The 12,560-nt window shown below is 72.5% G+C and carries 11 protein-coding genes; all 11 read left to right on the forward strand.

What is annotated here, in order from left to right:
- Positions 1–215 precede the first annotated feature (215 nt).
- Positions 216–1,535, forward strand: coding sequence for an MFS transporter (locus ACQP0T_RS15655; protein ID WP_433868733.1), 1,320 nt, complete (start codon positions 216–218; stop codon positions 1,533–1,535).
- A gap of 8 nt (positions 1,536–1,543) precedes the next feature.
- On the forward strand, positions 1,544–2,686 hold the full coding sequence (locus ACQP0T_RS15660; protein WP_433868734.1) for an acyl-CoA dehydrogenase family protein: 1,143 nt from the start codon (positions 1,544–1,546) through the stop codon (positions 2,684–2,686).
- An 88-nt stretch (positions 2,687–2,774) separates the two neighbouring features.
- Positions 2,775–4,892 carry an acetate--CoA ligase family protein gene (locus ACQP0T_RS15665; protein WP_433868735.1) on the forward strand — a complete coding sequence of 706 codons (2,118 nt, stop codon included), beginning with the start codon at positions 2,775–2,777 and terminating at the stop codon, positions 4,890–4,892.
- Positions 4,889–5,266, forward strand: a complete 378-nt coding sequence (locus ACQP0T_RS15670) for a Zn-ribbon domain-containing OB-fold protein (RefSeq protein ID WP_433868736.1) — start codon at positions 4,889–4,891, stop codon at positions 5,264–5,266. Before ACQP0T_RS15665 ends, ACQP0T_RS15670 begins: the two co-directional genes overlap by 4 nt.
- A complete protein-coding gene (locus ACQP0T_RS15675) occupies positions 5,263–6,411 on the forward strand; it encodes a thiolase (protein ID WP_433868737.1) in 1,149 nt (382 codons plus the stop codon). The genes ACQP0T_RS15670 and ACQP0T_RS15675 overlap by 4 nt, the downstream gene beginning before the upstream one ends.
- 42 nt (positions 6,412–6,453) lie before the next feature.
- Entirely contained in the window at positions 6,454–7,185 is a 732-nt protein-coding gene (fabG, locus tag ACQP0T_RS15680) for a 3-oxoacyl-ACP reductase FabG (RefSeq protein ID WP_345365656.1), read from the forward strand.
- A 206-nt stretch (positions 7,186–7,391) separates the two neighbouring features.
- Positions 7,392–8,174 (forward strand): SAM-dependent methyltransferase, encoded by a 783-nt coding sequence (locus ACQP0T_RS15685; protein WP_433868738.1) that lies wholly within the window; start codon positions 7,392–7,394, stop codon positions 8,172–8,174.
- A gap of 767 nt (positions 8,175–8,941) precedes the next feature.
- Positions 8,942–11,164 (forward strand): sensor histidine kinase, encoded by a 2,223-nt coding sequence (locus ACQP0T_RS15690; RefSeq protein WP_433868739.1) that lies wholly within the window; start codon positions 8,942–8,944, stop codon positions 11,162–11,164.
- Positions 11,165–11,182: 18 nt separating this feature from the next.
- Positions 11,183–11,593: a roadblock/LC7 domain-containing protein gene (locus ACQP0T_RS15695; RefSeq protein WP_345365650.1), complete on the forward strand. Its 411-nt coding sequence runs from the start codon at positions 11,183–11,185 to the stop codon at positions 11,591–11,593.
- 2 nt (positions 11,594–11,595) lie between these two features.
- On the forward strand, positions 11,596–11,955 hold the full coding sequence (locus tag ACQP0T_RS15700; RefSeq protein WP_345365648.1) for a DUF742 domain-containing protein: 360 nt from the start codon (positions 11,596–11,598) through the stop codon (positions 11,953–11,955).
- A complete protein-coding gene (locus ACQP0T_RS15705; protein WP_345365646.1) occupies positions 11,936–12,538 on the forward strand; it encodes a GTP-binding protein in 603 nt (200 codons plus the stop codon). The genes ACQP0T_RS15700 and ACQP0T_RS15705 overlap by 20 nt, the downstream gene beginning before the upstream one ends.
- Positions 12,539–12,560: the final 22 nt, after the last annotated feature.

The following is a 12,560-nucleotide window of genomic DNA, read 5'->3' on the forward strand; positions in this document are numbered from 1 at the left end:
CCCCACCTCCCGGCCCGAGAGCACCTTCGCCCTGCTCAGCGCGGATTCTGTCGCGCGGCCGAATCAAACGTACACGAATTTGGTGTTAGACGGAACACACTGCCTGACCTAGCGTCGACCCAGCCGCGAAACGCGTTGCGCCGGACGGGAATCCCGCCCCGACCGGCAGATCCGCACGTGGGCACCGCCGCCCGCCACCGGAAAGGTTCTCCTGGATGAGCCGTCTTCGACCGGACGAACGCATGGGCCGCAAGGCGGGCATGGCATCGTTCGTCGGCACCACCGTCGAGTGGTACGACTTCTACATCTACGGCACGGCGTCCGCGCTGGTGTTCGGACCGCTGTTCTTCCCCGCCGTCAGCCCCGCGATGGGCGTGCTCGTCTCGTTCGCGACGTTCTGGGTCGGGTTCGTGGCCCGGCCGGTGGGCGGCGTCATCTTCGGCCACCTCGGCGACCGGGTGGGCCGGAAGAACGCCCTGATCACCACGCTGCTGCTGATGGGCGTCACCACCGTGGGCATCGGCCTGCTGCCGACCTACTCCGCCATCGGGATGGCCGCGCCGGTGCTGCTGGTGCTGTTCCGGGTGGTGCAGGGGTTGGCGGTCGGCGGCGAGTGGGGCGGCGCGGTGCTCATCGCCACCGAGCACGCGCACAAGAGCCGGGGCATCCTGTTCGGCGCCTTCGCCCAGCAGGGCTCCCCCGCCGGGAAGATCCTGGCGACCCTGTCGTTCGCCCTGGCCTCCGGGCTGCCCGACGAGCAGTTCTTCTCCTGGGGTTGGCGGGTGCCGTTCCTGGTCTCCGCGCTGCTGGTGGTGGTCGGCCTGGTGATCCGGCTGCGGATCGAGGAATCCCCCGAGGTCGCCCGGCTGCGGGAGCGCGGCGCGACCGCCCGCTTCCCCGTGGTGGAGGTGTTCCGCAACCACACCGCGCTGGTGGTCCTCGGCATGCTGGCGTGCACGATCGCCTTCTCCGCGACCTACTTCAAGACGACCTTCGCGGTCTCCTGGGCCACCGCCGAGCTCGGCTTCGAACGCGAGGACTTCCTCACCGTGGTGCTCATCGCCGCGATCTCGCAGTTCCTGGTGCAGCCCTTCGGCGCGCTGCTGGCCAACCGCTACGGCGTGCGGCGGGTGGTGACCGTGCTGCTGATCGCCGAGCTGCCGGTGATGCCGCTGATGTTCGTGCTGATCAGCACCGGGAGCTGGGGGCTTTCGGTGCTGGGCATGGTGCTGGCCACGGTCCCGCATGTGATGTTCTACTCCACGCTCGCCGGCATCCTCGCCGCCTCCTTCCCCGCCCGGGTCCGCTACACCGGCATCTCGCTGTCCTACGCGCTGTGCGGCACGGTGCTCGGCGGCACCGCGCCGATGGTCGGCCAGGCGTTGCTGACCGCCAGCGGCTCGATCGTGCCGGTCGTCGGCTACGCGCTGCTCACCGTGCTGATCTCGCTGTTCGGCACCCGCGCCCTGCTGGCCTACACCGCTCGGCGCGAGGTCGAGCAGCCCGCGCCCGAACCCGTTCCGGAGCAGAAATGAGGACCACCATGGAACCCACCGAATTCGAGGACGTGCTGCGCACCGTCCGCGACTTCGTCCGCGGCGAGGTCGTCCCGGCCGAGGACGAGATCGAGCGCACCGACGCCATCCCGCGGCGGCTGCGCGACACCGCCGCGGAGATGGGGCTGTTCGGCTTCGCGCTGCCCGAGGAGCACGGCGGGCTGGGGCTGACCACGAGCGAGGACGTCCGGCTGGCGATGGAGCTGGGCTACACCGTGCCGTCCTTCCGGTCCCTGTTCGGCACCAACAACGGCATCGCCGGGCAGGTGATCGTCAAGTCCGGCACCGAGGAGCAGCAGCGCACCTGGCTGCCCCGGCTGGCCGCCGGGGACGCGATCGCGTCCTTCGCGCTGACCGAGGACGGCGCCGGATCGGACCCGAGCAGCGTGCGCACCACCGCGGTGCGCGACGGCGATCACTTCGTGCTCTCCGGCAGCAAGCGGTTCATCACCAACGCCCCGCACGCCGACGTGCTCGTCGTGTTCGCCCGCACCGACCCGGACGCCGAACCGCACCGGGGCATCTCGGTGTTCCTGGTGGAGACCGGCACGCCCGGCGTGGTGATCGGTCCGCCCGACGCCAAGATGGGCCAGGCCGGGGCGCACACCGCCGAGGTGCACTTCCAGGACGCCCGGGTGCCGGCGAGCGCGCTGGTCGGCGGGCAGGAGGGCACCGGCTTCGGCGCGGCGATGTCCTCGCTCACCCGGGGGCGTTTGCACATCGCGGCGATCTGCGTCGGGCTGGCGACCCGCATCGTCGAGGAGTCGGTGCGCTTCGCCGCCGAGGCCGAGCAGGGCGGCGCGCCGATCGGCCGGTTCCAGCTCGTGCAGGCCATGCTGGCCGAATCGCAGGCCGAGCTCTACGCGGGCCGGGCGATGGTGCTCGAAGCCGCCCGCGAGTACGACTCCGGCGCCGACACCCGGCTGGCCCCGTCCAGCGCGAAGCTGTTCTGCAGCGAGATGGTCTCCCGGGTCGCCGACCGGGCGGTGCAGGTGCACGGCGGGGCGGGCTACATGCGCGGGGTCGCCGTGGAGCGGTTCTACCGCGACGCGCGCGTGTTCCGGATCTACGAGGGCACCAGCGAGATCCAGAAGCTGATCATCGCCAAGCAGCTCCTGCGCCGGGTCTGACGCGGCGGGGCCGTCGACCGGCCCACCGCCGCGCAGGGCGAGTCCACCGACCGGCGCTGAGCGCACCCACCGCGACGAAGGAGGGCCCGTGGCCGCCGACGAGGCGATCCAGAAGCTCCTGCACCCCCGCTCCATCGCCGTCCTCGGCGCCTCGGACAACCCGATCAAGCTCTCCGGGCGCCCCGTCGACCTGCTCAAGCGGTTCGGCTACACCGGCCGCGTGCTGCCGGTCAACGAGCGCCGCTCCGAGGTCCAGGGCCTGCCCGCCTACCGGAGCCTGGACGACATCGACGGCGACATCGACCTGGCGATGGTGATGCTGCCCGCCGAGCAGGCCGTCGAGGGCCTCCGGGACTGCGCCCGCCGGGGCATCCCGGCCGCGATCGTGGCCGCCGCCGGGTTCGCCGAGACCGGCGAGCGCGGCGCGGAGCTGCAACGGCGGCTCGAAGGCGCCATCGCCGAGACCGGCATCCGGGTGCTCGGGCCGAACTGCCTGGGCATGATCAGCCTGCGGGACCGGGCGATGCCGACCTTCACCTCGGCGATGGACGAGGACGTCGACCTGCACGAGGGGCCGGTGGCGTTCGTCAGCCAGAGCGGCGCCTTCGGCACCTTCATCTTCAGCGCGGCCCAGCGCGCGGGGCTCGGCATCTCGCACTTCCTCAACACCGGCAACGAAGCCGACCTGTCGGTGGCCGAGATCCTCGGCGGGCTGGTGGAGACCGAGGACGTGTCGGTGCTGATGGCCTACCTGGAAGGCGTCAGCGGCGGCGACCGGCTGGTCGAGGTGGCCCGGCGGGCGCACGAGCTGGACAAGCCGATCCTGGCGGTCAAGGTCGGCCGGTCCGAGGCGGGCGCGCGTGCGGCGGCCTCGCACACCGCCTCGCTGGCCGGTGCCGACGCGGTCTTCGACGGCGTCGCGGCCCAGCACGGCATCATCCGGCTCGACGGGCTCGAACCGCTGCTGGACGCCGCGCAGCTGTTCGCCGGTGGGCGCCGGACCCGGGGCCGGCGGATCACCACGCTGTCGCTGTCCGGCGGCGCCGGGGTGCTGATGGCCGACGTGGCCGCCGAGCACGGGCTGCGGGTGGAGCCGTGGGACGCCGAGTGGCAGCGGCGGATGGCCGAGGTGATCCCGGCGTTCGGCTCGCCGCGCAACCCGGTGGACCTGACCGCCACCCTGATCAGCGAGCCGGACCTGCTGCGGCGGGCGCTCGCGGTGGCCACCGAGCACCCCGGCACCGACATGATCGCCGTGCTGCTGGGCAACGCCGACAAGGGCTCGGAGCAGCTCATCGACGCCATCGAGCAGGCGCACCGGGCGTCCGACCGGCCGGTGGTCGTGGTGTGGACCGGCGGCAGCGGACGTCCCCGGCAGCGGCTCCAGGAGCTCGGCATCCCCTGCTACACCGATCCGGGCCGCGCGGCGGCGGCGATGGGCGCGCTGGCCGACCACAGCCTCCGCCCACCGCTGAGCGCCCCGGTGCGCCCGGCCGACATCGACGACCGGGTGGTCCGGGCGGTGCTCACCGAGGTCCGCGAGCAGGGCCGCACCCAGCTCGACGAGCACGAGTCGACCCGGTTGATCGCCGCCTACGGGGTGCGCTGCGCGGGCGCCTTCCCGGCCGCCGACCCGGACGCCGCGGTCGCGGCGGCCCGCGAGCTCGGCGGCCCGGTCGCGGTGAAGCTGCTGTCGCACCGGATCGCGCACAAGAGCGACGTCGGCGGCGTGCGGCTCGGGCTCACCGAGGAGTCCGAGGTCCGGGCGGCGGCCGAGGACCTGCTGCGGATCGCCGGGGACGCCCGAGTGCTGGTGCAGCGGATGGCCGGGGGCGGAACCGAGCTGATCGCCGGGATCAAGCGCGACCCCGCGTTCGGCCCGGTGGTGGTCGTCGGGCTCGGCGGGGTGCTGGTGGAGGTGCTGGCCGACAGCCGCGCGGCGATCGCCCCGCTGGACCACGCCGCGGCCGAGCGGCTGCTGCGGTCGTTGCGCGGCAGCCGGGTGTTCGACGGCCTGCGCGGGGAACCGGCCCGCGACCTTGCCGCCGCGGCCGACGTCGTGGTGCGGCTGTCCTGGCTGGCCGCCGACCTGGCCGACGACGTGGCCGAGCTGGACGTGAACCCGCTGCTGCTCGGCGCCGAGGGCGCGGGCGCCGTCGCGGTGGACTGCCTGGCCCTGCTGACCGAGGAAGGGAGCCGAGCATGACCGAACTGCCCACCAGCGGTGCACCGGAGGTGGTGTACCGGGAAGGTCTGTCCGCCGGGGAGCTGCGCTACCAGCGCTGCCGGGGCTGCACCACCGCGGTGTTCCCGCCGCGAGTGCTGTGCCCGGGCTGCGGTGGCGAGGAGCTGGCCTGGCACCGCAGCGCCGGGCGCGGCACCACCTACTCCACCACCGCGGTGCGCTCCCGCGCCGGGGCGCACAACGTCGTGCTGGTCGACCTGGACGAGGGCTTCCGGATGATGTCGCGGGTCGACGGCGTCGAGCCGGACGCGGTGACCATCGGCGGTCGGCTGGACTTCGCCGTCGTCGAGGAGGCCGGTGAGCCGGTCGCGGTGTTCCGGGAGGTGCGGTCATGACGTTGCGCGCGACCACCGCGGTCGTCGGCGTCGCCGAGTCCGACCTGGGCGAGGTGGCACCCGGGCTGACCCCGCTGGACCTGGTCGGCCAGGCCACCGCGCGGGCGCTGGCCGACGCGGGGCTGGCCAAGTCGGAGGTGGACGGGCTGTTCACCGCCTCCTCGTACTTCCCGATGTCGGGCATGGACACCGCCGAGTACCTGGGCATCCGGCCGAGCTACGTCGACGGCTCCACCATCGGCGGCAGCTCCTTCGTGTCGCACCTGCTGCACGCGGCCTCGGCGATCCACGCCGGGGTGATCGGGACCGCGCTGATCGTCTACGGCAGCACCCAGCGCTCCGACGGCGGGCGGCTGCTCTCGCCGTCCAAGGCCAACCCCTACGAGGCGCCGTACCGGGCCCGCCACCCGATCAGCATGTACGCGCTGGCCGCCGCGCGGCACATGCACGAGTACGGCACCACCCGGGAACAGCTCGCCGACGTGGCGGTCGCCGCCCGGGAATGGGCCCGGCTGAACCCGGCCGCCTTCGCCCGCGACCCGCTGACCCGCGAGGACGTGCTGTCCTCCCGGATGGTCAGCGATCCGCTGACGAAGCTGGACTGCTGCCTGGTCACCGACGGCGGCGGGGCCGTGGTGCTCACCGGCGCCGACCGCGCCCGGCAGCTCGACGTCACCCCGGCGTACCTGCTCGGTGCGGGCGAGGCGACCTGGCACCGCGCCATCTCGGCGATGCCCGACCTGACCACCACCGCCGCCACCGACTCCGGCCGCCGGGCCTTCGCGATGGCCGGGCTGCGACCCTCGGACGTCGACGTGGTGGAGCTCTACGACGCCTTCACCATCAACCCGGTCCTGTTCCTGGAGGACCTCGGGTTCTGCGCGAAGGGCGAGGGCGGGGCGTTCGTCGCCGACGGCGCGCTGGCGCCCGGCGGGACGCTGCCGGTGAACACCAACGGCGGGGGGCTGTCGTACTGCCACCCCGGCATGTACGGCATCTTCACCATCATCGAGGCGGTCCGGCAGCTGCGCGGCGAGTGCGGCGCCCGGCAGGTCGCCGGCGCCCGGACCGCCCTCGCGCACGGCAACGGCGGCGTGCTGTCCAGCCAGGTCACCGCGCTGTTCGGAACCGAGGACGTGCGCTGACCGCAGAGCCCTGACGAGAACACGCGGGAACGGAGTGCTCGAATGCTGGAGGACAAGGTCGCCGTCATCACCGGCGGCGCGAAGGGGATCGGGTTCGCCATCGCGCGGACCTTCCACGACCGGGGCGCCCGCGTGGTGCTGGCCGACGTCGACGGGGACAGCGCGCGGGCCTCGGCCGAGAAGCTCGGCGAGGACACCGCGCTCGGCGTCACCTGCGACGTCACCGATCCCGACGCGGTGGCCGCCGCGACCCGCGCGGCGGTCGACCGGTTCGGTTCGCTGGACGTCATGGTGAACAACGCCGGGATCACCCGGGACGCGACGATGCGCCGGATGGGCGTCGCCGATTTCGAGGCCGTGCTCGACGTGCACCTCAAGGGCGCGTGGCTGGGCACCCAGGCGGCCAGTGCGGTGATGCGCGAGCAGGGCAGCGGCTCGATCATCAACGTCTCGTCCATCTCGGGCAAGGTCGGCATGATCGGCCAGACCAACTACAGCGCCGCCAAGGCGGGCATCGTGGGTCTCACCAAGGCCGCCGCCAAGGAGGTCGCGCACAAGGGCGTGCGGGTCAACGCGGTGCAGCCCGGGCTGATCCGCACCGACATGACCGCGGCGCTGCGCGAGGACGTCTGGACCGCCAAGCTCGCCGAGATCCCGATGCAGCGCGCCGGCGAACCCGAGGAGGTCGGCAACGTCGTGCTGTTCCTGGCCTCGGACCTGTCGTCCTACATGACGGGCTGCGTCCTGGAGATCACCGGCGGCAGGCACATCTGACCGGCGGCGCGGGTGGTGCGGTCGGGCGCGACCGCACCACCGGGCGAGTTCGGCGTGCGTGAAGAAGGCGGATTTTCCGGCGGGGCAAGCCGCGAGCGATCGTCCGGGACGTGAAAAACCGCCGAAATTCACCCCGCGCGGCGATGTCCCGGCCCCGGCGGTCGACTTACGCTCGACCCGGCCGTCCGCGCAGAGAGGGGTGCGACATGACCACGCCCGCGAAGCTCCCCGGCACCGCCGCCTCGACCGGCGCGGTCGCCGACCCCGCCCGGATGTACGACTACGTGCTCGGCGGGACGCGGCACCGGGACGCGGACCGGGACGCGGTGGACCGGGCGCTGCGCGCCGACCCGGACGCCGCGCTCGGCGCGGTGGCCGACCGGGAGTTCCTGCGCCGCGCCGTGCGGTTCTGCCTCGACGAGGGCGTGGACCAGTTCCTCGACCTCGGCTCCGGCCTCCCCACCGCGGGCGGGGTCGTGCCGACCGCGCAGGCCGCCGACCCGCGGGCGCGGGTGCTCTGCGTCGACCACGACCCGGACACCGCCGAGGCGGCCCGCGCGCTGCTGTCCGGCACCGCGGGTGCCGACGCGCTGGCCGCCGACCTGCGCGATCCCGTCGCGGTGCTCGGCGCCGCGGCGGAGCTGCTCGACCTCGACCGCCCGGTGGCCGTGTTCGCGGTCGCGGTGCTGCACCACATCGACGTCCCGGCGCCCTCGGTGGTGGCCGGGTACCGCGAGGCGTTGGCGCCGGGCAGCCTGCTGGCGCTGACGCACCGCACCGACGACGAGGTGCCCCCGACCGGACCGGCGCCCTGGGACGACGCCGCGGGACCGCGCTCCCGCGCCGAGGTGCGCGCGCTGTTCGACGGCTTCGCGCTGGTCCCGCCGGGCGTGGTGCGACCGGCGCAGTGGCGACCGGCGCCCGGCCGCCCCGCCACCGTCCCGCCCGAGCTGAGCCGGAGCTGGGCGGGCGTGGGCCGCCGCGCCTGAGCACCCGCGAGCCCGTGCGGGCCAAGGTGGCCGCATCGCGTCGCGGAACGACCTCCGACCGGCCCGCGACGCGCCCGGAACCGCCCCGGGACGGCCCCCATCGGGTGGCACCCATTTTTGATCTTGATCACCGGCCCGGGGCGTAACGCCTCCCCCGCCGGCGCTCCGCGCGCCGCCCACCGCGGGACCGCACGTCCCGCGCGTCCGCCGCGGCACGCCGATTCCGCCGCCGCGCGCGGAAAGCGGCGACCGCGCGCGCTGCCGCCGAGCTCGGTCGCCGCCCACCGGATCGCCTCATCAAAAGCGGACTCAAGTCCCGTCCGGGCGACATGATCAGCTACAGTGCGTCGCGTCACGGGGGCACCGAGAGGTGCGAGTTCAGGGGAGAGCACCAACAGCGGTCATAGCGGAAGGGAGCGGCTCTTTCCAGAAGTACTCGGACGATGAGCGTGCCTTGCCAGGCTGCGGAACGTCGTCGCTGCGCGGAACGGCGCGGCTGCACCGACCACTCGACGTCGTGTGCGCGCACCGGTTGACCGCCAGTTCTCGATGACGCGCGCCCGATTTCGGCACGCCGGTGCACCTCGGCATGTGTCCGCACACAAGGATCAGCTCGCCGGTACCGGGCGAGCAGACGCGAGAGAAAGTGCATGGACGTGGCAAACGAAAGTGAGCAACTCGCTGCTCCATCGGGAGACCGATCGGACCAGCGGGGCGAGCGGTCGATCAAGACGCGGTTGACCTGGCTCGTCACCATTCCCTGGATCGTGTTGCTGGTCGTGTTCGTCGGCGGCAGCGCTGTGTTCGTCTCGGAAGCGGTCTACACCCAGCAGGTCGGTCAGGGCGTCCGCGAGATGTCGCTGCCCGCGGTGAAGGCGCTCGAATCGCTCCAGCGGGAACGACAGGTCAGCCTGGACGCGGTCAGCCGGGGGGCGTCGTCCCCGCCGGAGCTGCTCGCGCAGCAGGCCGAGACCGACCAGATGCTGCGCGAGATGTCCTCGGCCGCCGAACCGATGATGGCCTCCGCCCCGGACGAGCTCAAGGAGCCGATGACCGAGCTCACCGGGCAGTTCGACCGGCTGCCCGAGATCCGCTCCCGGATCACCTCCGGAACGATCTCGATCAACGAGCTCAACGCCTACTTCAACGGCACGTTCGAGACCGCGACCGAGCTGTTCGAGACCCAGGCCCGGATCGTGCCCTCGGCCGACACGCTGCAAGGCGGTACGGCGGCGGCCGAGCTGTTCCGCGCCTCGGACATGCTGGCGCGGCAGAGCTCCCTGGTCTCGACCGCGCTGGCCACCGGCGAGCTCCAGCCCGAGCAGCACCAGGAGTTCGCCCGGCTCAACGGCGGGCTGCACGCCAGCCTGGACAACAACCTCGAGTTCCTGCGCCCCTCGGTGCAGGCCGACTACGAGGCGCTGACCACCACGCCCGAGTGGCAGCAGCTCGTGGCGCTGGAGAACGCGCTGATCGTCAACGGCCCGTGGGACAGCGGCGAAACGCCGCCGGTCTCGGCGGCCGACTGGCGCCGGGTTTCCGAGCAGGTGCTCGGCCAGGTCTCCGGCCTGGTCGCCAAGCAGGCCGACCTGGTGTCCCAGCAGGCGGTCGCCGACGGCACCAGCGCGATGACCACCGTGCTGTGGTCCGCCCTGGCGGTGCTGGTCGTCGCGGCGGCGTTCTTCATCGGCACCCGGCGGGTCTACACGCACGTGGTCGACCACGCGCTGCTGACCCGGCTGCAGAACCTGCGCACCGAATCGCTGCACCTGGCCCAGCACCTTCCCGAGGTGGTGGAGAAGCTGCGCGAGGGCGAGTCGGTCGACGTCGACGACAGCATGTCCGCGCTGCGCCGCTACGGCAACGACGAGGTGGGGCAGGTCGCCAACGCGATCCAGCTCTTCCAGCGCGAGGCCATGGACGCGGCGGTCGGCGAGACCCGGGCGCGGCAGGGCGCCCGCGCGGTGTTCGTCGGCATGGCGCACCGGCTCCAGCAGCTGCTGCGCAGCGCCTACAACGAGATCGACCAGCTCGAGCGCAACGAGGAGAACTCCCAGCAGCTCGCCCGGCTGTGGAACCTGGACAACCTGCTCACCCGCGCGCGGCGGAAGGTGGAGAACCTGCTCGTGCTCGGTGACCAGACCCCGGGCCGGCGGTGGAGCAAGCCCGTCCCGCTCTACGACGTGCTCCGCTCGGCGACCTCGGAGATCGGCCAGTACAAGCGCGTCATGCTCGGCCACGTGCCCAACGTGGCCGTCTCCGGCCTGGCCGTCGGCGACACCATCCACCTGGCCTCGGAGCTGATCGACAACGCCACCGCGTTCTCGCCGCCGAACACCCAGGTGCACATCACCGCCGTCGCGGTCGCCCGCGGGGTCGCCATCACCATCGACGACCAGGGCCTCGGGATGGACGAGAACATCCGGGTGCGGGCCAACGTGATGATGTCCGATCCGCCCGAGTTCGACCGCCTGGTGCTGGAGAGCAGCAAGGCCGAGCAGCTCGGGCTGTTCACCGCGGCGCGGCTGGCCCAGCGCCGGGACATCGGCGTCGAGTTTGGCACCAGCGCCTACGGCGGCACCCGCGCCACCGTGCTGCTGCCGGACCGCATCCTGAACAACCTCGACGAGCCGACGAGCGCTCCCGCGCTGACCGACTCGACCACCGGTTGGGACGGGGCCATCCAGGACGAGGCCACCGCGCTGCTGTCCACTGTGGAAACCACCGGCGAGCAGCCCGCGTGGCCCGACCACGAGCTCAGCGGCCAGTTGCCCGCCACCGCCACCACCTCGATCCCCGAGCGGCGGCAGTCCTCGGCGGACAAGCGGGAACGCCCCCCGCTGCCCCGCCGCGACCCAGGCACCCACCTGGAAGACCTCCAGGAGGAGACACCGACGCAGAACGTCGTCGCCGACCCGGGCAGGTTGGCCGGTTTCCACCAGGCCTTCCGCGGTGCGTTCTCCGACAACCCCGACGACCGCTCGAAATAACCGCAAGTGAGGCATGAGATGATCGAAAACGCTTCGAAGCTGAGTTGGTTGCTGGACGACTTCGTCAACGGCGTCGTCGGCGCCGAGCACGCGTTGGTGATCTCCAACGACGGACTCGCGCTGGCCCACTCGGAGAGCCTCGACCGGGACAAGGCCGACATCCTGGCCGCCGCCTCGTCGAGCCTGCGCAGCATCGCCCACACCGTCAGCCGGGACTTCGACCGCGGCTCGGTCGCCCAGACCCACGTCGAGATGGAGCGGGGCTTCCTCTTCGTCTGCGCCGCGGGCAGCGGGGCCTGCCTCGCCGTGCTCACCGGTGCCGACGCGGACATCCCCTCGGTGGCCTACGAGATGGGCCGCCTGGTCACCCGGGTCGGCAGCTTCCTGACCGCGGCCCCCCGTCCCGACCTGGCCGGCGAGAGGACCTGAGCATGGACGAGGCGTGGTACGACGACGATGCAGGCACTCTCGTCCGCCCGTACACGATCACAGGCGGGCGGATCCCCAGCAAGCACAGCAGGCTCGACCGCGCCACCCAGGTCGTGACCGTGCAACCGCGCCCGCCGGCGCCGCGTCTGGAACTGACCCCGGAGCACCGCACCATCCTCGATGTGTGCCGCCGTCCGGCATCGGTGGCCGAACTCGGCGCCCGGCTGGCGCAGCCGCTGGGCGTGGTCCGGGTGTTGTGCAGCGATCTGCTCGACCACGGAGTGGTGCACGTCCACTCCCCAACCGCAACAGTCAGTCACGATGTCTTGAAGAAGGTGCTTGATGGTCTCTGCAGGCTCTAGCCCGAAGGAAGACCGCGTGGCAGCGCCGATGCCGGTCAAGATCGTCGTCGCCGGCGGCTTCGGCGTGGGGAAGACGACCTTCGTCGGCGCGGTCAGCGAGATCCCTCCGCTGAGCACCGAGGAGGAGATGACCGTTGCCAGCGAGGGCAAGGACGACCTCTCCGGCGTGGAGCGCAAGCGCACCACCACGGTCGCGCTGGACTTCGGGCGGATCACCTTCGACGAGGAGATCGTGCTCTACCTGTTCGGCGCCCCCGGGCAGAACCGCTTCGTGCGGTTGTGGCCGGATCTGGCCTTCGGCGCCATCGGTGCCGTCGTGCTGCTGGACACCCGCAAGCTCCAGGAGGGATTCGCCGCGGTCGACTTCTTCGAGAAGCGCCGGATCCCCTTCGTGGTGGCGGTGAACAAGTTCACCGACGCCTACGACTACGAGGCCGAGGAGCTGCGGGAGGCGTGCGTGATCCCGCCCGAGGTGCCGGTGGTCTACTGCGACGCGCGCGACCGCGAGTCGTGCAAGCAGACCCTGATCACGCTGGCGCGGCACGCGCTGGACCGGGTTGCCAAGCCGGTCGAGACCGCCTGACGGAAGCGGACGGCAACGGGCC

The sequence above is a fragment of the Saccharopolyspora sp. CA-218241 genome (genome assembly GCF_050954615.1).
GTDB lineage: Bacteria > Actinomycetota > Actinomycetes > Mycobacteriales > Pseudonocardiaceae > Saccharopolyspora > Saccharopolyspora cebuensis.